The organism is Pseudogracilibacillus amylolyticus (SeqCode), from assembly GCF_051918545.1.
Lineage (GTDB): Bacteria > Bacillota > Bacilli > Bacillales > Amphibacillaceae > Pseudogracilibacillus.
Genome location: NZ_JBPPZG010000010.1, coordinates 1 through 19,737 on the forward strand (window position 1 = coordinate 1; position 19,737 = coordinate 19,737).

22 protein-coding genes are annotated in these 19,737 nt (G+C 35.8%); 14 read left to right on the forward strand and 8 right to left on the reverse strand.

The genetic code is table 11. The features are described from left to right. Positions 1-126 precede the first annotated feature (126 nt). The 7 genes from ACPYKA_RS02120 (at position 127) to ACPYKA_RS02150 (ending at position 4,437) form a co-directional block, all read left to right on the forward strand. Positions 127-606, forward strand: coding sequence for a DsrE/DsrF/DrsH-like family protein (locus ACPYKA_RS02120; protein WP_479540771.1), 480 nt, complete (start codon positions 127-129; stop codon positions 604-606). A 52-nt stretch (positions 607-658) separates the two neighbouring features. Then, positions 659-1,243, forward strand: a complete 585-nt coding sequence (locus ACPYKA_RS02125; protein WP_479540772.1) for a sulfurtransferase TusA family protein — start codon at positions 659-661, stop codon at positions 1,241-1,243. 1 nt (position 1,244) lies between these two features. Further along, positions 1,245-1,481, forward strand: coding sequence for a glutaredoxin family protein (locus ACPYKA_RS02130; RefSeq protein WP_479540773.1), 237 nt, complete (start codon positions 1,245-1,247; stop codon positions 1,479-1,481). A gap of 39 nt (positions 1,482-1,520) precedes the next feature. After that, positions 1,521-2,648 carry an MBL fold metallo-hydrolase gene (locus ACPYKA_RS02135; RefSeq protein ID WP_479540774.1) on the forward strand — a complete coding sequence of 376 codons (1,128 nt, stop codon included), beginning with the start codon at positions 1,521-1,523 and terminating at the stop codon, positions 2,646-2,648. A gap of 18 nt (positions 2,649-2,666) precedes the next feature. Continuing rightward, entirely contained in the window at positions 2,667-2,894 is a 228-nt protein-coding gene (locus ACPYKA_RS02140) for a sulfurtransferase TusA family protein (RefSeq protein WP_479540775.1), read from the forward strand. Positions 2,895-3,240: 346 nt separating this feature from the next. Then, positions 3,241-4,017, forward strand: a complete 777-nt coding sequence (locus tag ACPYKA_RS02145) for a sulfite exporter TauE/SafE family protein (protein ID WP_479540776.1) — start codon at positions 3,241-3,243, stop codon at positions 4,015-4,017. 36 nt (positions 4,018-4,053) lie between these two features. Continuing rightward, a complete protein-coding gene (locus tag ACPYKA_RS02150; protein WP_479540777.1) occupies positions 4,054-4,437 on the forward strand; it encodes a DUF302 domain-containing protein in 384 nt (127 codons plus the stop codon). Between the two features lie 45 nt (positions 4,438-4,482). On the opposite strand, the gene cynS is transcribed toward ACPYKA_RS02150, so the two are convergent. Both cynS and ACPYKA_RS02160 read right to left on the reverse strand, forming a co-directional pair. Continuing rightward, positions 4,483-4,941 (reverse strand): cyanase, encoded by a 459-nt coding sequence (gene cynS / locus ACPYKA_RS02155; RefSeq protein WP_479540778.1) that lies wholly within the window; start codon positions 4,939-4,941, stop codon positions 4,483-4,485. 78 nt (positions 4,942-5,019) lie between these two features. Then, positions 5,020-5,205 carry a DUF4083 family protein gene (locus ACPYKA_RS02160; RefSeq protein WP_479540779.1) on the reverse strand — a complete coding sequence of 62 codons (186 nt, stop codon included), beginning with the start codon at positions 5,203-5,205 and terminating at the stop codon, positions 5,020-5,022. A gap of 317 nt (positions 5,206-5,522) precedes the next feature. Between ACPYKA_RS02160 and ric the strand changes: the two genes are divergently transcribed. Next, positions 5,523-6,212, forward strand: coding sequence for an iron-sulfur cluster repair di-iron protein (gene ric, locus ACPYKA_RS02165; RefSeq protein WP_479540780.1), 690 nt, complete (start codon positions 5,523-5,525; stop codon positions 6,210-6,212). A gap of 175 nt (positions 6,213-6,387) precedes the next feature. On the opposite strand, the gene ACPYKA_RS02170 is transcribed toward ric, so the two are convergent. Further along, complete coding sequence (locus tag ACPYKA_RS02170; protein ID WP_479540781.1) at positions 6,388-8,181, reverse strand: cation:proton antiporter; 1,794 nt, start codon at positions 8,179-8,181, stop codon at positions 6,388-6,390. Positions 8,182-9,169: 988 nt separating this feature from the next. Between ACPYKA_RS02170 and ACPYKA_RS02175 the strand changes: the two genes are divergently transcribed. The 3 genes from ACPYKA_RS02175 to ACPYKA_RS02185 all read left to right on the forward strand — a co-directional run bounded on the left by ACPYKA_RS02175 (position 9,170) and on the right by ACPYKA_RS02185 (position 11,423). After that, a complete protein-coding gene (locus ACPYKA_RS02175; RefSeq protein ID WP_479540782.1) occupies positions 9,170-9,829 on the forward strand; it encodes a LiaF transmembrane domain-containing protein in 660 nt (219 codons plus the stop codon). A gap of 94 nt (positions 9,830-9,923) precedes the next feature. Beyond that, positions 9,924-10,895, forward strand: a complete 972-nt coding sequence (locus ACPYKA_RS02180) for a phosphotransferase family protein (RefSeq protein WP_479540783.1) — start codon at positions 9,924-9,926, stop codon at positions 10,893-10,895. Positions 10,896-10,982: 87 nt separating this feature from the next. Beyond that, positions 10,983-11,423 (forward strand): VOC family protein, encoded by a 441-nt coding sequence (locus ACPYKA_RS02185; RefSeq protein ID WP_479540784.1) that lies wholly within the window; start codon positions 10,983-10,985, stop codon positions 11,421-11,423. A gap of 195 nt (positions 11,424-11,618) precedes the next feature. On the opposite strand, the gene ACPYKA_RS02190 is transcribed toward ACPYKA_RS02185, so the two are convergent. Further along, on the reverse strand, positions 11,619-11,969 hold the full coding sequence (locus tag ACPYKA_RS02190) for a DUF2200 domain-containing protein (protein ID WP_479540785.1): 351 nt from the start codon (positions 11,967-11,969) through the stop codon (positions 11,619-11,621). A 361-nt stretch (positions 11,970-12,330) separates the two neighbouring features. Between ACPYKA_RS02190 and ACPYKA_RS02195 the strand changes: the two genes are divergently transcribed. Continuing rightward, positions 12,331-13,080, forward strand: a complete 750-nt coding sequence (locus ACPYKA_RS02195; RefSeq protein ID WP_479540786.1) for a GTP pyrophosphokinase — start codon at positions 12,331-12,333, stop codon at positions 13,078-13,080. A gap of 388 nt (positions 13,081-13,468) precedes the next feature. Here ACPYKA_RS02195 and ACPYKA_RS02200 read toward each other — a convergent pair whose 3' ends face one another. The 3 genes from ACPYKA_RS02200 to ACPYKA_RS02210 all read right to left on the reverse strand — a co-directional run bounded on the left by ACPYKA_RS02200 (position 13,469) and on the right by ACPYKA_RS02210 (position 16,191). Next, entirely contained in the window at positions 13,469-14,128 is a 660-nt protein-coding gene (locus tag ACPYKA_RS02200; RefSeq protein WP_479540787.1) for a hypothetical protein, read from the reverse strand. A 15-nt stretch (positions 14,129-14,143) separates the two neighbouring features. Then, on the reverse strand, positions 14,144-15,661 hold the full coding sequence (locus tag ACPYKA_RS02205) for a glycine betaine uptake BCCT transporter (protein WP_479540788.1): 1,518 nt from the start codon (positions 15,659-15,661) through the stop codon (positions 14,144-14,146). A gap of 323 nt (positions 15,662-15,984) precedes the next feature. Further along, positions 15,985-16,191: a DUF1657 domain-containing protein gene (locus tag ACPYKA_RS02210; RefSeq protein ID WP_479540789.1), complete on the reverse strand. Its 207-nt coding sequence runs from the start codon at positions 16,189-16,191 to the stop codon at positions 15,985-15,987. A gap of 372 nt (positions 16,192-16,563) precedes the next feature. On the opposite strand from ACPYKA_RS02210, the gene ACPYKA_RS02215 reads away from it, so the two are divergent. Together ACPYKA_RS02215 and ACPYKA_RS02220 are read left to right on the forward strand one after the other, a co-directional pair. Next, positions 16,564-17,139, forward strand: coding sequence for a TetR/AcrR family transcriptional regulator (locus tag ACPYKA_RS02215; protein ID WP_479540790.1), 576 nt, complete (start codon positions 16,564-16,566; stop codon positions 17,137-17,139). A gap of 55 nt (positions 17,140-17,194) precedes the next feature. Further along, positions 17,195-18,406, forward strand: a complete 1,212-nt coding sequence (locus ACPYKA_RS02220) for a YhgE/Pip domain-containing protein (RefSeq protein WP_479540791.1) — start codon at positions 17,195-17,197, stop codon at positions 18,404-18,406. A gap of 339 nt (positions 18,407-18,745) precedes the next feature. Here ACPYKA_RS02220 and ACPYKA_RS02225 read toward each other — a convergent pair whose 3' ends face one another. Next, positions 18,746-19,654 carry an SDR family oxidoreductase gene (locus ACPYKA_RS02225; protein WP_479540792.1) on the reverse strand — a complete coding sequence of 303 codons (909 nt, stop codon included), beginning with the start codon at positions 19,652-19,654 and terminating at the stop codon, positions 18,746-18,748. Between the last annotated feature and the right edge of the window lie 83 nt (positions 19,655-19,737).

Here is a 19,737-nt window from a genome sequence, read left to right on the forward strand (position 1 = left end):
AATTTTGCAGATGGATAGGCGAGAGGCTGTCCAAATTTCAAAGGTTGACATTTAATAATATTTTTTATATGATATAAATACCCGGTGGGGTACTTGTATTTTAAAATGTTGACGAGGAGGGCTTGTATGACAGAAAGGAAGAAAACAACCATTGTACTATTCAGTGGTGATTATGATAAAACAATGGCGGCCTACATTATTGCAAATGGGGCTGCAGCTTATGATCATGAAGTAACAATTTTTCATACGTTTTGGGGCTTAAATGCACTCAGAAAAGATGAACAAATTGAAGTAAAGAAAAGCTTTATGGAAAAAATGTTTGGTAAAATCATGCCACGTGGTGCAGACAAGATGGGATTATCCAAAATGCATTTTGCAGGTTTAGGACCAAAAATGATCAAAGGTATCATGAAAAAGCATAATGCGTTGCCATTGCCGGATTTAATTTCCCTAGCACAAGAACAAGATGTGAAGCTTGTTGCTTGCACGATGACGATGGATCTTCTAGGCTTACAAAAAGAAGAATTGTTAGATGATACAGAATATGCCGGAGTTGCTGCATATCTAGGAGATGCTCAGGACGGCAATGTGAACTTATTTATATGATATTTTTTTACATTAAATAATACCTGTACAGGTATATGAGGAGGTAATCTGTGTGGAAATAAACGCAAATAGTGTGTTGGATGCAAAAGGACTTGCATGCCCAATGCCAGTTGTAAGAACAAAAAAAGCAATGAAAACAGTAGAGCCTGGCCAGGTGCTAGAAGTACAAGCGACAGATCAGGGCACGAAGGCGGATTTAAAAGCTTGGGCTGAAAGTGCAGGTCATCAATATTTAGGCACATTAGAGGAGGGAGCGATTTTGAAACATTATATTAGAAAATCAACGGAAGAAGAAAAAGGAGAAATTAACTATCCGCATATCACAACAAATGAAAGTTTAGCAGAAAAATTAGCTGCTGAAGAAAATATCGTTCTAATAGATGTTAGGGAAGCAGCGGAGTATGCGTTTAATCATATACCTAAAGCAATCAATATTCCGCTTGGGGATTTGGAAGAACGAGCAAGTGAATTGAATAAAGATGATGAGATTTATATCGTTTGCCGTACCGGTAATCGCAGTGATTTTGCCGCACAAAAATTAACTGCATTAGGATTTTCAAATGTTAAAAACGTGGTTCCGGGAATGAGTGGATGGGATGGATCAACGAAAAATAGTAATGAACAAGGAGGAAATTAAAGTGAATAATGTTACAGTTTATACGACAACTAGATGTCCTTATTGTGTGATGATGAAAAACTTTTTAACTGACAAAAATATTCCTTTCACTGAAGTGAATGTTGAGAAAGATCCTTTAGCAATGCAAAAAGTTGTGCAAAAAACAGGTCAAGTTGGTGTACCACAAACTGAAGTAAATGGTAAGTGGATATTGGGATTTGATCCAGATAGTGTTGTGTCTGCTTTAAATAGAAATTAATTTTTTTTACATCTAAATATACCATAGGGGGTAGTTGGGTTGGCGGTTGAAGCTTTGACGGCAAAAGAAGTTACAAAAAAAGTATTTAATAAAGAACCATTATTTATTTTGGATGTTCGAAATGAAGATGCGTTTAATGATTGGAAAATCGAAGGAGAGAATTTTGATTATTTAAATGTGCCTTATTTTGAATTACTAGATGGTGTCGAAGGAATTCTTAATAAGATTCCTTCTGATAAAGAGTTACTTGTCGTTTGTGCTAAAGAAGGGTCTTCGATAATGATTGCAGAAATGCTTGCGGAAAAAGGACTGAATCCCACTTTTTTAGAGGGCGGTATGAAGGCATGGAGTGAGCATTTGGAGCCGATTAAAGTGGGAGAGCTACAAAACGGCGGGGAAATATATCAATTTGTTCGTATTGGTAAAGGATGCTTATCATATATGGTAATTTCCGATGGTGAAGCGGCGATTATTGATGCGACACGTATGGTCGATGTGTTTACAGATTTTGCAGAGGAAAAAGGTGCAAAAATCACACATGTATTGGATACACATTTACATGCAGATCATATTTCTGGTGGAAGAGCAATCGCAGAAAAAACTAGTGCAACCTATTGGTTACCACCGAAAGATGCTGAAGAAGTAACGTTTGAATATGCCGCCCTAGAAGGTGGAAATGTGGTTACGATTGGCGGTACAGCAATTGATATCCATGCATTATATTCACCTGGACACACGATTGGTTCGACATCGTTTATAGTTGATGAGAAGTTTTTATTAACTGGGGACATTTTGTTCATTGATTCAATTGGCAGACCAGATCTAGCAGGAAAAGCAGAAGACTGGGTTGAGGATTTACGTGATAGTTTATATTCACGATATAGAGAATTGTCAGAGGAACTCATTGTGTTACCAGCACATTTTATGATTATCGATGAGTTAAACGAAGACGGCTCAGTTTCCAAAAAACTAGGAACATTATTTGCAAGAAACCATGGACTAAATATTACAGATGAAAATGAATTTAGAAAAGTTGTAACGGAAAATTTACCGCCACAACCAAATGCTTACAATGAAATTCGTCAAACAAATATGGGAAAAATTACTCCAAATGAAGAAGAACAACGTGAAATGGAAATTGGACCAAACCGTTGTGCGGTAAGATAAAAAATTAGGAGGATAAAAATGAACGTTAAAAAAGTATTAGATGCGACAGGGCTTGCTTGTCCAATGCCGGTTGTAAGAACAAAAAAAGCAATGGAAGAATTAGAACCTAGAGATATTTTGGAAGTTCATGCAACAGATCCAGGGTCAAAAAGTGACCTAACAGCATGGGCTAAATCAGGTGGTCATGAATTAATACAGAATACAGAAGAAGACGGAGTATTAAAGTTTTGGATTAAAAAAGCATAGGTTTTTCAGGATGCAGAGGAAAGGGCACAATGCTTTTGCTTGTGTCCTTTTTAATGGTTAGATGGTCTGAAAAATACTAGAGATTGGTGATTAATTTTGCCCGTTACCGTTAGTCACCTTGCCCAATGGTAACGATTCGTGTAAAAACGTGCCTGTTTCCGCTGGTCGCCGTATAAAATGGAAACGATTCTGAAAAACGTGCCCATTTCTGTAGTCGACGTGTCAAACGGTAATGATTTATGTAAAAACATGCCTGTTTTTGTTAGTCGCCGTATAAAACAGTAACGGTTCATAAATATTATTGCAGTTGGAGATGAGTCTCAAGTAAGCCAAAGGAGGGAATGCGTTGGATTTAGGATTTATTGTTATTATCTTTTTAATTGGCTTTATCGGTTCTTATATTTCAGGGATGCTTGGGATCGGTGGTTCTATAATTAAGTACCCGATGCTGTTATATATTCCACCACTTTTTGGTATAGCTGCTTTTACTGCCCACGAAGTATCTGGAATTAGTGCAGTACAAGTGTTTTTTGCAACGATTGGTGGTGTTTGGGCATATCGCAAAGGTGGTTATCTTAATAAAACGTTAATTGTTTATATGGGAACAAGTATTTTGATCGGTAGTTTTATTGGTGGATACGGATCAAGATTATTGTCTGAGGGAAGCATTAATATTGTTTATGGAATATTAGCACTCATTGCAGCGGTGATGATGTTTATTCCCAAAAAAGGGATCGATGATACTCGGTTTAATCGAGTAAATTTTAATAAAGGATTAGCAGCACTACTTGCATTTATCGTTGGAATTGGCGCAGGGATAGTTGGGGCAGCTGGAGCGTTTTTACTCGTACCGATTATGCTTGTTGTCCTTAAAATTCCAACACGAATGACGATTGCATCTTCGCTTGCGATTACCTTCATTTCTTCCATTGGTACAACGATTGGAAAAATTACGACAGGGCAAGTTGATTATTTTCCTGCTGCTATTATGATTGTTGCAAGTCTGATTGCTGCACCACTCGGAGCTTCAGCGGGTAAAAAGGTTAATACAAAAGTTTTGCAAATAATTTTAGCAGTTCTCATAGCTGCTACTGCAATAAAAATTTGGATGGATATATTATAGATTCAAGTAATTGAAAGTTTTTTAGGAGGAATAAAAATGTTTCATTATACCGTGGAAACGAATAAATCAATTGAAGAAGCAATTAAAGATTTGGAAGAAAATTTAAAGGCTGAGAAGTTTGGAGTGCTTTGGGAATTTGATATTAAGGAAACATTGCACAATAAAGGGTTTGAATTCGATCGGGGTTTTATGGTACTAGAAGTTTGTAGCCCGAAAGAAGCACAAGAAATTTTAACTCGTAATAAAATGGTGGGATACTTTTTACCGTGTAAAATTGTTGTGTACGAGGATGAGGGTAAAACGAAAATTGGAATGCCCAAACCATCAGCACTTATTCAAATGGTAGAAGATGATGAATTGAAAGAGTTTGCTGTAAATATTGAGAATCGATTAATTGCATGTATTGACAAAAGTAAGTAAGCAAAAAAGCCATTCGGGAGAAAATACGAATGGCTTTTATCGTGTTTACCACTTCTTTGTAGGTAAAAATTTACCATCCATCGTGATAACAACACGGTCACCATCAGGATGTTCTTTTCGGTCAATGTCCATTTTAAAATCGATTGCGCTCATAATACCGTCACCAAATTTTTCATGAATGATTGATTTCATCGATGTTCCATACACTTGCATAATTTCGTAAAAGCGATAAATAAGTGGGTCAACTGGGATTGATTCATCAAGTGAACCGCGATAAGGAATTTCTTGTAAGGAGTTTGCGATAGCTTCATCGAGACCTAGGAGTTCCACAAGTTTTCCCGCCTCCTCTTTATCCATGGTTGCTTGTCCCATAATTGCTGATGCCGTCCAGACGGGATGACGTCCGATTGCTTCCGCAAGTTCGTCAAAAGTTAATCCCTTTTCTTTTTTTGCAAGCAAGATTTCTTCGGTTGCCATTTCTTTTGTAATGATTTCCTCATTCAATAGTAACCTCTCCTTTTGATATGTAGTGAATGCGCTATCATTATTGAGTATATCATAATTCCACATTGTAGTATGAAGCTATTTGTTTTTTTCTTCCAGTAGCTCGATAATTCTATCTAATTTTTTGTTAATTTCATTTGTCCTATTGTTTTGCACAGATGTATTAGTGAGCATACGCTTAACGAAAGAGTAAAGCGAAATGAAAAACATCAAAATAAGGGCAATAATTAAAAGATAAAAAAATAGTGTAATGATAATATCCATCAGTCTAAAACACCTCCAGTTATAGGTTATTGTAACACATTGAGTTTTAGATAGCTGAATCTCACATTGCCATAACTTGTTAATGTAAGGGATCAAGGGAACGCAAACTAATCTCACTTTAGCCAAATCAATTCAGTCATGCAAGAAAGGCAACGGGAGTCGATCTTGTTTTTTAGAAAAAGTAATGAAGGATCTTGTGAATAAAGATTGTGGTAAAAATTCGTCTGTATTTTTAACGCACTGTGATATACATCACAGAAAAATATAATGAGAACGATTATCATTGTAAGCAAGTAAATAATTAGGAGGGAACAAAAATGTCATTTACAGCTGAAAATACGCCAGCTTATATTGTTAAAATGTATCCACAAGCTAGTGATTTATTTAAAGAAAATAAAATTGATTTTTGTTGCGGGGGAGATGTATCGCTAAAAAGTCAGTTTGAGAAAAATAGCCTTCATGGTAAAGCGATTTTAGCGGAACTTAATGAAAGGTATGATCGTTGGCAAAAAGAAGGGAATCTAGCAAAAGATTGGGATTCAGTACCAATTGAGGAGCTCGTTGATCATATTACTTATCATCACCATCAATATTTAAAACAAGAACTTCCGGCATTAGGTGAATTTGTTACAAAAATTTTCCATGTACACGGTGCGGACCATCCGCATTTAAAAGAACTTCATAAAGTGTTCAATGAATTTAAAACAGAGATGGAAGAACATACAATTAAAGAGGATACTGAAGTTTTTCCGTTAATTAAAGAATACGTCCAAAATCCAAGTGAAGAACTTTTAGAAAAAATTAGAGTGGCTAACGGCGATTTAGAAGATGAACATGAAGCGACTGGAGATCTCCTTAAAAAAATGCGTGAAATCACAAATGGGTTCCAAACACCACCAGGCGCATGTGGTTCTTACCATATTACGTATGATCGCTTAGCTGAACTTGAAACAGATACTTTCCAGCACGTACATCTAGAAAATAACGTGTTATTTAAACGTTTATAATAAACGAAGAACTTGGAGTTACAAATTCCAAGTTCTTTTTAATTAATCAGCTATTTTAGTCATCGTAGCATATACAGATTCTTTATTTTTACTAGTGTTTGTGAATCCTATTTCTTCAAAAATGTATTTGTAATTAGGAGACTTTTCCGATTAGGTGGCCGTTAATAACACCATGTCATTCCTCCGGTTTTAAAACGACTAATTGATCCCCCTCATCAAATGCAAATTTCGTTCGGTGGGTGATAAAGACGATCTTATCATTCTTTTTCTTTACAAAAAGAGGTGTTACGTATTCAGGTAATGCTTCTTCAGTTACATTATTTTCTGGATTAATAGTAATTGTTTCAATCGCATAATTTGTATTAATTTTTCGGTTTAATTCCGTGAAAATCGCCTTTTCATCGAATAAAAGATGTGCTTTTGCTGCAGAAGACAAGTTTTCCTGACTTACACTCGATTCACGTGATGCCGGTAAAGAAAACGTGTTATGATAACCAAATTCGGGTGCAAATGATTGGGTTACAAGCACGTTATATGACGAATCAATCGTCATGGCAAGAATCGTATTATATGGAGAAAGATCGGCTTCGAATTGTGAGTGCTCTGACAAAATCTCTCCTTCGTGTGTTTCTATCCCATATTTTTCCGCTGGCCGTAAACGCCCTTTTGAGGAATCAACAATTAAAACGTCGACACCCATTTCTTTTAGTTTTTTAGAAAGTGCAATGGCAAAACTGCTCGCGCCAACAATAACGACACCTTGCGAATCTTGATTGGACAGTCCTAGTTTTTTGGCTAAAGGTCCAAGTGTGAAGCCATGTGCACAAACGGTAACGAACACAAGTGCAAATGTTAAAGCAGTTAATGTTGCAGCATCCCGGTAACCATCTTCTTCTAATATAGTTGCGAAATATCCTGCTACGGTAAGGGCGACAATTCCCCTAGGTGCTATCCAACCAATTAATGTTTTTTCCGTTCTGGTAAGTTCTGTACCTATCGTCGGTAACCAGATGGAAAGCGGACGGACAACGAAAAGCATTACAAGCACAAAAGCAATGATCGGCCAAGTGAAAATTTGTGCAATCGTTTCTCGTGCGAGTGAAGCGGTTAATAAAATAAACACTGTTGACGTAAGTAAGACGGATATTCCTTCCACAAAATGATGAATATTACCGATAGAGGAAACATGTTTTTTGGCTCGTCCGATAGTTAATCCCATAACGGTGACAGCAAGCATTCCTGTTTCATGCATAATCATTTCGGCAATTGTAAAACAAATCAATACAAAAGCTAGAAAGATTGGTGACTTTAAATATTCCGGGAACATCCCTTTATTTGCTGCAATACTAATTATAAATCCGATCAAAAACCCAAGTACTCCTGCTAATAGAGCAGAGACGAAGAAGTTAAGTAAATAATCAGGCCCTAAATGGGCATGTGTCATGACTTTGATTACTTCATAGGCAAAAAGGGCAAGAAGTGGTCCAGCGGGGTCAACGATGATCCCTTCCCACTTTAAAACGGCTGCCGTTCGCGGCTGAAGTTTTGCATTTCGAAGTAACGGGATAATTACGGTAGGACCAGTAACGACGAATAACCCTCCGATAATAAAGGAGACTTCAAGACTTAAGCCTGCAATATAATGTGCTGATAAGGAGCCGAGAATCCAAGCGATGAAGGCTCCTCCAGTAATTATCCGGAACACAGATTTGGAGACGTCTTTAATTTCTCGAATATCTAAACTAGAACTACCTTCAAATAAAATAATTGCAACAGCAAGAGAAATAAGCGGACTATAAAGATCACCGAGTGCTTCTCCGGGGTTAACAATTCCTAAAACAGGTCCGATAAGTAAACCGACAATTGACATGATTACAATGGATGGCCACTGGATTCGCCACGCAAACCATTGTGAAAAAATTCCAAGTCCTAAAACTGCAACGATAATAATAAGTTCAAGATTTTCCATGTAAATGTGCTCCCCTATATATACGTGTAAATATTATGTTTACTATAACACTTTCTTATTACCGTTGAAATTGATTTGCTACTCTTAAATAAATTCGAATAAAATTGTCTTAAAATGAGCTTTTGAATATTACTTGTTAAAATAAAGTGTAAATACAGTGGTGTGGCATGGCTGTGAAAGAGTTATCTTTTAACGAAACTCAACTTTTGCACCAATAAGTGAGTGCTAACAGATACTCGGATTGATATCTCTAATCATTAACTTGATAGTTTTGATAATGTAAGGCTGTTTTGCATAAAAGATAAATCGTGACATCATTTTGTTACGGATAGACAGTTGAAAGTTTACTTTTCGACAGCTATTAGCCCTTAATGCGGAGTGGCAGCTGATTGATGCAGAGTCGTTCGTCCAACATGCTTAGTGGCAGAAAAAGATGCAGAGTCGCGCGCCCGACACGCTTAGTGGCGGAAAAAGATGCAGAGTGGTTTTCCAACCGATCAGTGCAAAGTGTTTTCCGTAGCAGTAAGACATCTACTTTGAAATCACTGCGTAGTTTTCATCAAATGTGACAGTGAAAAGTCTTAAAATATAGTCGTATACAAGTTGGATAACACCACTATTCATGTTATTAATTACTGGGGTTATAATCTTAATAACTGGAGTGCTCGCAGGCAGGAAAGTAATCATCAACAACTAATTTGGCTATTTGTACCCTTTGTAGGATCAATATGAAAAAAAGAGTTACAAATTTTCTTTTACTAGCGGTTTCAAAATCATTCATCACCAGTACAATATTTCCCCAAATTGTGGCAACCGAACTAGTTACGATCCACAATATCAAAAAATAATCATAAAATACTAAAAATATTTCGCGAAATAATTAATCATGCTTATATTTCTCCCATATATAGGCAAAAAGTCATTTCTCAATAAATTTCTTTCTGCTATAATAAAGGAATAAGTTGGAAGGATTGAGGAGGGATTTTGATTGTCTGGAAGAGTCTGGCTTGGGTTATTTTTTCTTGTATTCGGTGTTGGTTTTTTCATGCATCAGGCGAATTTGTTAGATTTCACAGCAGTGCTATCTACTTGGTGGCCACTTATTCTCATTATTATCGGTATCATTCAACTAGTTAATCGTTCATACGCCTCGCCACTTACCGGTGTTTTATTTCTTATAGTTGGAGGTTTATTTTTAGCTAACCAATGGTTTAATATGAATCTTGCGGCATTTATTTGGCCACTTGTAATCATTTTTATTGGTTTGGCGATTATTTTTACAAGAGGAGAACGGGGCAAAAAAGAGCATATGGAGCAAGACTTGAATAATTTTTTGCTTTTTTCTGGTACGGAATTAAGGAGTCAATCGAAAGATTTTCGTGGTGGAAGTGTAACTGCTATTTTCGGAGGTGCGGAAATTGATTTACGTGAGGCGGAAATTTCAGCCGAAGGAGCCACACTTGATATAACGGCTGTTTTTGGTGGCGCAACTATCATTGTTCCTGAAAATGTATATGTTGAGGTTACTGGAATTCCTATTTTTGGCGGTTGGGATGATAAAAGAAAATATCAAGGAGATGAGCAAGCTCTTTCAGTGTTAAAGCTGAATTGTCTCGCTGTTTTTGGTGGTGTAGAGATTAAAAATTAAATGGGTTAAGATTTCTCATCATTTCCGGATTAATTAGGATGTTTTCGTGTTGTGAAGAAATGATGCTTCATTTGACTGAAATGGGGTGAAATAATTGAAGAGAAATTGGGAATTAACAAAACCGTTTCAGCAATTTGATGAGCGGGAAATTGCTAATATAATGCAACGTTATTTACCGAATAATAAAATCAATTCTATAAATCTTTTGAGTGGTGGTTATCGAAATTCAAATTATAAAATAAGTTTCGAAGCGAAGAATGCACCGCTTGTTTTACGAGTGAGTGATAAAGGTAATTGTAAGTTTGAATATTCTTTACATCGATTTCTAACTAAAAAATTACCCGTTCCAGAGATCTATTACAGTGAATCTGTTCATGATAAATCGTTCTCCATTATGGAATGGAAAGAAGGAATTCATCTGAAAGAAGTAATGTATGGGAACGATGAAAGAGGGATTAAAAATGCGGCTTTTTCCACAGGCTATTGGTTATCAGAAATGAGAAAGATCTCATTTTCAAGATCAGGTTTTTTTAATGAAGAATTAGATATCAAGGAACCTGTAGAGTTAACAGCCGATATGTTTTTGAAGTATATGGAACAGTTTTTACTCGAAGGTCAAACATGCCACTGGCTCGGAAAAGAATTATCGGGAAAGTTATGGGTATTTGTCCATAAAAACAGTCATTACTTGGAGGAAATCGATCATTATCCAGGGTTGGTGCACAGTGATTTCAATGGATTAAATATTCTTATATCAAATAATGAATCATCCGAAGTGTCTAGTATTTTAGATTGGGAGTTTGCATTTGCAGGTCCAGTATACGTTGATATTGGCAATATGCTGCGTTATGAAAACATTCCTTATTATGAGACTTTTGAACATGCTTTTATCGATGGAGTAAAATCAGGTGGAATAAATCTTGCGCCGGAATGGAAGAAAATTGCAAAACTAGTAGATTTAATCGCTTTATGTGAAATACTAAATACCCGTTTCGGTGGTGCAAATCGTGTAAATGATATAAAAAGCTTAATTGCAAGAACGATGCAAAAATGGGATTCTTATTGAAGAAAATACTTACATATTTTATAAGCTATACTTATTTTCCCCCATACTCATGTCTATAATATTTAAAAAGGGTTAGGAGTAGATTAAATGATTCAAACAATTTATCCGTATTTAACGTTCATAGATGAAGGACAAGAAGCGATTAAGTTTTATGAAAACGCACTTGATGCTACTGTTGTAAATGTAAAAACATTTGGTGATATGCCGCCAAATCCAGATTATCCGATTTCTGAAGAAGTAAAGAACCGCATACTAAATGCGCTCTTAAAAGTAGGGGATACGAACCTGATGATTTCTGATTCATTCCCGGGATCGGATAAAACACCAACAAAGGAAAACGCTCAAGTGTCCATTGCGATTACGATTAATAATCCCGAGAAGGCAAAAGAAGTTTTTGATAAGCTAAAAGAGAAAGGGACAGTAACGATGCCCTTACAAGAAACATTTTGGAGTCCAGCTTATGGACAGGTGAAGGATAAATTCGGTGTAACATGGCAGGTTTCAACTGAGGTGGAAGTAGAAAAATAAGGTAGCTTGAAAAGTATTCAGTGAAAATAGTAATTAAAAAGCACAGAATTATTAATCTGTGCTTTTTCATGTGAATACTGTACTCTCACATTAAACAAACCAAATACGCAATGACTTCTAGATGCTTTTTATTTCTCAGGTTCGAATTCAATTTCAGATAACTTACTAAATTTATTTCTTTTCCACTGACCAACATTATGATCGCAAAATCTTCTCCATCGATTTTCCTTTTGCTAACTCATCGATTAGCTTATCCAAATAACGAATTTCCTGCATTATTGGTTCTTCAATAGTTTCTACTCGGACGCCGCAGATTACACCTGTGATCAAAGCTCGTGAAGGATTCAAACGGGGAGCTTCTGAAAAGAAGGTTTCAAAGTCTGTCTGTTTTTCTAGTTGTATCTCTAACTCTTTCTGGCTATATCCTGTCAACCAACGGATGATTTCATCAACTTCTGCTTTCGTACGCCCTTTTTTCTCCGCCTTTGTAACATAATGGGGATAGACATTTGCGAAGCTCATTGTATAGATTTTATGTTTGGTCATCATATATTCTCCTTTATTTTTGCCGTTAAATGGGCTGATTTTTAGCATCCGTTATTTAAAAATAGATCAATCTGTCCCTTTTCTAGTCATTATTAAACAAGTCTTATCTTCTATATTAACATAAATGCTCCTTTGTCTTCAGGGTATCCATTTAAAAGACTTTCACTATAAAGTTAAATAGAATGGAGGGAATAAGACAATACACAACAAATCAAAATAGTGCAATCAAAAATGTCTCCTAATTACTGATTAACTGAGAGAAAACCATAACAAATATTTTTCGGTCACCTTCCTTTACTCGCCTTAGCACAAGTCTTTATAATATAAATATAACTTGTTCGAAATAGAGAGGAAATTACTAATGGAATCATACCATGCACAACTAAAAACGATTAAAAATGATATCACACGATTTATGATGCAATATAAGTTTGCACTAAGTGAAGTAGAGACAAAAATTGAAATCCTAAAAGAGGAATTTCAGCTACTGCACGATTATAATCCGATCGAACATACTAAATCTCGTTTAAAATCTCCTGAAAGTATTTTGAAAAAAGTCCATCGAAAACTTGGCTATGAAAAGTTAGCGTTTTCCCATATACGAAACAGTATTACAGATATTGCAGGGATAAGAATAACTTGTTCATTCATATCGGACATCTATCTTATAAGTAATATGTTGCAACAGCAAAGAGATTTAACCGTGATAGAAATTAAAGACTATATCAAAAATCCCAAACCAAATGGTTACCGAAGCCTTCATTTATTAGTAGAAGTTCCGGTTTTTATGTCGGATCGGGAGGAACTAGTAATTGTCGAAATACAAATTCGGACAATTGCAATGGATTTCTGGGCAAGTTTAGAACACAAAATTTTTTATAAATACAATCAAGCAGTTCCGACCTTGCTATTAGAAGAACTAAAGGAAGCTGCTGATACTGCAGCCGAATTAGATGTAAAGATGGAACAATTACACAAAGAAGTTGGGAAAATAAAAGAGGAACATGAGAAAGAAGAAGCGATGAAACTAGTCATAAACAGTCAACATTTTTCTATCCCAAAAGAGTTATTGCAGTTAGTTGAAAATAATAATCAGAAAGTTACTAAATAAGCGTGGATTGTCCACGTTTTTTGTTTTTGTAAAAAATAGTACGCAAATATTGGAAGCCAAATTCGGAAAATTAAGATTGCTTAATTGTATGTTAAATGTAATGATTTAGTTCTATTTTTAGGTTTCACGAACGTAATGAGATTGCAGAAACGTATACGCAATTTTTTGTTGCAGATGTAGATTTTGATAGATGGTCATAAATTTGAACAAAAAATCGAAGGCGCAGTCCCCTTGAAATTGCGTCAGCATTAGTGGGGGAGGTTCACTGTCATACGAGATGGAGAGACCAGGATGCCCGAGCTTTTAGTCAGTGAGCAGTAGGAAAGTTTTATATTTTCCTATCTGCCAAAAAGAAGAACAGCCGAGTTTTCCCCAACTCGGCTGCTCACTATTTATCGAAAATGTTATGCACGAAACTCCATTTGTTATCATCATTCAACTCATCAATAGAGACCTGTAAACCTCCGCCCAAAAAGACGGTTCTACCTTTTATTGCAATGACCAAAGCTTGGATAGGGGGGGTACTGTCTTTTTTTTGGTAAACGTCACCTATAACAGGAGTTATCGTTTCTAATGGAAATGTTTCCTCAACATCTTCCTCTTCTTCCATAAAATTGTTGCCATCCCGGAGATCGATGATATTTGCGCCTTCTTGAAGACCTGGAACCATGACCCAATATTCGTTATGCCTAATTCCATTTTGTTTATTACTAATAACGCCGTTCTCCTCAATGGAAGAAACCATTTCAATTGAATTCAGATGATGATGGTCGAGCGAATCAGGTCGCGGATTTATAACTAAAATATAGTCGCCAACCTTTGCCCGGACATCTTTATTTAATGTATAGCGTTTGTGATTTGCAATGAAACTGTCGAGATGTTTTGGTCTATATAAATCAATTTCTTTTGCGGTTGAAAGAATTTGTTCTAAGTCGGCAAGACGAACTAGATGAACAGATTGTTTGAAAAATGGTTTAACGGAATATACTTTATGCAACTTGTTTTCGTAATAAACAAATTGACCTTTTCTTACGTTAAAAAGTTTCACTACATTACCTCCATTTTATAAAACATTTTTCTTTCTCGTTACTGGCATCCCTTCTTCTTTCAAGCCTTTATGCAATGAAAACATAATGCAAAGTAATATAAATACAAATGGAAAAGCAGAAACAATCGATGCGGTTTGAAGTGCATTAAGGCCTCCGGACCAAAGCAACACAGCAGCTGCACTAGATTGAATAAGTCCCCAAGTTAATTTTATTTTTAATGGTGGGTTAAGCATCCCATTCGTTGTCTGCATCCCAAGTACGAACGTTGCTGAGTCCGCAGAAGTGATAAAAAAGATACTAATTAGTATGATGGATAATACCGAGGCCACCATACTAAAAGGTAGCTGATCAAGCGTTGAGAAAAGTGCAATTTCTGTATAATTACCTTGTTCCATTGCTGACCAAATCCCACCGTTTTGGAACATTTCGATATGAATCCCGGTTCCACCGAAAATTGCAAACCATAACGCACAAAAAGTTGTTGGAACTGCAAGTACTCCGATAACAAATTCTCGTATCGTACGTCCTTTGGATACTCGTGCAATAAACGTTCCTACAAATGGGGACCACGCAATCCACCACGCCCAGTAAAAGATGGTCCAATCTTTAATCCAATTACTCCCACCTTCATTAAATGGGGAAAGACGAAAGCTCATCTTTGGTAAAAACTCCACATAATTTCCAAGAGTTGTTGTAAACAAATTCAGTAAAAAGGTTGTTGGACCTGCAAACAAGAAGAAAAACATAAGTAATATAGCAAGAAATATATTTGCGTTACTTAACCACTTTATTCCTTTCCCGATTCCAGATATAGCAGATAATATAAACAAAATCGTAACTCCGATAATGATTAGAATTTGTGTACTAAACCCATTTGGTATATTACTATTTAAATACGTGAGTCCTCCGTTAATTTGAATGGCACCAAGTCCAAGAGAAGTTGCGACCCCAAACACAGTGGCAAATACTGCAATAACATCAATAGTTTTCCCGATTGGCCCATTAATACCCTCGCCAAGCAGAGGTTGAAATATGGCACTTATCGTTCCAGGGGCATTTTTTCTAAATTTAAAATAAGCAAGTGCTAACGCAATTAGCGCATATATTCCCCAAGGATGCAGTCCCCAGTGGAAAAATGCAAATCGTAAGGCCGTTTCAGCCGCTTCTGCTGATTGTGCATCTCCCATAGGGGGAGCATAAAAATGGGAAACGGGTTCTGCAACTCCCCAAAAAACAAGTCCAATACCCATCCCGGCACTAAATAGCATTGCGAACCAACTGAACGTACTATACTCAGGCTCATCATCGTCTTTTCCAAGTTTAATATTACCATATTTTGAGAATGAAAGATAAATCGTAAAAAGTAAAATAACACTAGCTGAAATAAGGTAAAACCAGCCAAAATGTTCTTGAAGAAAGTCCTGGGCAGTTCCCGAAACTACTTCTAAATTTTGTGGGGCAATTGCTCCCCATAAAATAAACAGAACAGCCAGAGTTACCGAAATAATAAAAACAGGAGTAAGTTTTTTCATGAAATCTCCTTCCGAATGAAACAGTATGTAAAGAAAGTGATGCAATTATATATTGCCCAAAATTAATAAAGATAAACAAATAACAAGGTTCGACGAATTGTTTTAATTAAACTATTCTTTAAGACGTTGGCGCAGTAAAAAATGCAATCTAGAATGCAACACGTAAACATGATAACGAATGAGATTGAACAAAGTCAAATAATTTTAGCGGTTGTTTGAAAAAAAGTTGACATGTAAAGATCCAACTGGAACAGAAGATCATCTACACGAGAATTCATCAGCCTAAACATAAGCCGATGTTGTGTCAACATCGGCTTAAAGGCTTACATTTGCTTATATTGAGGTTCTTCTTGTTGAATGTATTGTAGTCTTGAATTTAAATTATCAAGAATGGTTTGTTGTTGCTGTGCCAAATCTTGAAACATTTGTTTTACGTTTTGATCCTGTGTTTCTAATGCGAAAGTAGTCAAATCAGAAACGAGGCCTTGACAACTTGCGATCGCCTGTTGCATTTGTGTGCCTACAGTCATTTTCACTTCACCTCCTAAATATTATGTTTTCCATTCAAACATAATATATTGAAGGATAAAATTAGAAATTGGTGTAGGGTGACTTGGATTTTTCATTTGTATCGTTGCCAGCACAGCGTTTTAAAAAAATTGGTTACTTAAAAAGAAAAAAACCGTGTAACTTAAACGGATTCTAATGGAGCTGATGTTTTTTGTGCAAGACATTCGGCGTTTAGTGTAAAAATCCCGATTATTTATTGGTATATCACAAGTCATAATTTGGATTATCCTTTTGCAATTGTATTGAAAACGTAAAAAAATTGTTGACAGGAATGATAACTACTCGTATACTAATTGCAAGTGATCGCTTGCATTGTTTTGGAGGGAATCCATTTGAAACTTTCTACAAAGGATAGAATTATTGAAGCAACGGTAGAACTCGTCAATGAAAAGGGGTATAAAGGAGCAACAACGAAAGAAATTGCAGAAAGGGCAGGATTAAACGAAGTAACCTTATTTCGCCATTTTGGAAATAAAAAAGGAATTGTGGAAGCAGCAATACAAAAATATGCATTCTTTGATCTGTTCGAAAATACACTCGAAGAAAAGGTTATTTGGGAAGTGGAAAAAGATCTAAAAATGCTAGTAAGGGAATATCAATCTTTACTTGAACAAAAGAAAACAGTCATTTTACTTAGTTTAAAAGAAGCAGGTAAATTTCCTGAATTAGATGCATTAATTAAACATATCCCACAAAAGTATATAGAGATATTGGAAAATTATTTTGAGAAAATGGTTCAAAAAGAAAAAATAAAAAAAGTAGATCCATCTGTAGTCGCTACAAACTTTGCTTTTATTAACCTAGGTTATTTTTTAATGAAAACTAGAATTAATCCAGGAAAAGAAGAATATCCGATTGATGATTTCATTGAAAAAAACATACAATTTTTTATTCAATCACTACAATAATTTTTTTTACACATTATGCAAGTAAGTACTTGCCTTAACTTTAGGAGGGATTAATTTGAAATTACTCAAAGATTTTTTCAAACAAAGAGAAACATTATTAGGTATTGCAGCAGCTGTCGCCTTTCAACTTATTTTCGTTATTGTTTGGTTAACGGGCTATGAGGGTGTTTATGAGCGAACAGATCAATTTACAGTAGGTATTGTAAATGAGGATTCTGTACTGGGGGAAAAAATAACAAGTGAATTGAAAGGTAATAATTTATTTCAGGTAACAATGTTTGAGGAATTACCTCAAGCAAAACAGGAATTAGATGAAAGAAGTATCAATATGCTTATTCATCTTCCTAACAAAATGGAGGAACGATTACAAGCAAATGAAAACGCTCATATTGATTATTATATTAATCAGTCGGTTCCAACCTTAACAAAACAAATGATGGAAACAGCAGCGAATAAACTGAACGAACAAGTCAATCAACAAGTCAGTGAAACAATCGATACACAATTAGCGGAAACAATCCCAGAGATGATAGCGGCTGAATCTCCAAATGGAGAAATGGAAGAGATGGTCAAAAAAGTAGCAAGCCAAGTAGTTGAATTAGTGCAGGAGAACACTCAAATTACTCCTGTGCAAGCAAATGTGATGAAAACGAATGATAAAGAAGGATTTGTCTTTACAATGGTTCCGTTGTTAATCGTATTAGCCTCCTATATTGGTGCTATGCTTATTAGCCAACATTTGCAATTCGCAGAAGCGAAGTTAAAAAGTGAATATAATAGATCAACACTTTTTATTGGAAGACAAATTATTAATATTCTAGTCGCTATCGTTATATCCTTATTAACAGTTTGTCTAATGTATTTGTTTAATATTGAAATTGATCATAACTTTTTCGCTTTATGGGGATTTCAAGCTATTTTGATGTTTAGCTTTTTAGCTCTATCACAAGTTTTCGTCATGTTGTTTGGCAATCTCGGCATGATCTTTAATATTGCTTTAACGGCAACGCAATTAGTCAGCTCAGGGGCAATCGTCCCTCGTGAATTATTGTCTTCTTTTTATCAGGGGCTTGGTAGTGTTCTGCCAGCGACATATGGCGTAAATAGTTATTTTAGTTTAATCTATGGTGGAGGAGATCTTGCTTCGGATATGAAATATTTATGGATTATTATCGGTACTTTATTAGTCATTGCGATCTGTGGACAAATGGTATATTATCTATGGGAAAAATTTCAACTACAAAAATCATCTACAGTAAAAAACTAAAAAATTTTTCTTACAATAAATTGACTGAAAAAATATTCAATCTACCATGCCTAAAAGAAGAGAATAAATAACTGATTTTGAAGAGATAAATAAAACTATATATCATCTCTTGGTCGTGGTAGAGCTTTTAAAGTAGCATCCACTTGAAACCTACCATAAAGTTAAAAAAAGAGTCAAAAATTTTATCGGCTATGTTACCGTTCATTCCTACTTTGAAAACAAGCCGACTATGAGCAGGATGTGAAGCAAACATGGCACGATTTTTTACAGCTTTAATTAAGGCAATGGAGGAGGGTTCTTTTAACCCTCTTTCCACTCTATTTTCAATTATGTTGTTTTTTAACCAAAAACCTGCCCACCATTTACGTGCAATATTTGCCCGGTTACAAAACGTGAATCATCGGATGCCAAATATACAAAGGTTGGTGCTAGTTCAAATGGTTGCCCCTGACGATCCATAGGGTTTCCGGCAAGGGGAACTTGATCTGCAGAAAAACTTGATGGGATAAGGGGTGTCCAAATTCGTCCAGGAGCAATTGCATTTACTCGAATTCCTTGACTGATTAAATTTCTGGCTAGTGCACGAGTGAATCCGACAATCGCACCTTTTGTAGCAGTGTAATCAATTAATTGATCGTTCCCATCAAATGCGACAACAGAAGTGGTGTTAATGATTGTATCTGTGGCGTTTAAATATTTTAGTGCCGCTCTAGTCGTGTAAAAATGAGAATAAATATTTACTTTGAATGTATCATCAAATTGCTCATCTGAAATATCAAGTAAACTTAATTGCTGAAATTGAATGCCGACATGGTTGCAAAGAATATTGAGCTGACCGAAATTGGCGACAGTTTTCTCAACGATATCAATACATTGCTGTTTGTTACGGAGATCGCCTGGAAGTAATAAACAGCATTGACCTAGTTCTTCGATTCTGTTTTTTGTTCGGTTTGCATCTTCATGTTCATCTAAGTAAGCAATCGCTACATCCGCTCCTTCTTTTGCAAAAGCAATTGCGGCGGCAGCACCCATTCCACTATCTCCACCAGTAATTAAAGCTGTTTTTCCATTTAACTTTCCTGTGCCTTGATAATTTGGATTTTCTATTATTGGTCGGGGCACCATTTCCCTTTCGATTCCTGGCTGGCGAAATTGGCGTTGTTCTGGAACAGTTAATGCTATCTCTTGAAATTCAGTTATTTTACCGTAATTTGGGTAAAGAGGGTATTGTTCATTGTCATTGCCCATTTATAAGTCCTCCTAATCAAACCATTGTCTATTTAACGTATGTATTTTGGGCGAAAGTGTGCTTCAAGTTACCTTATGGGAAA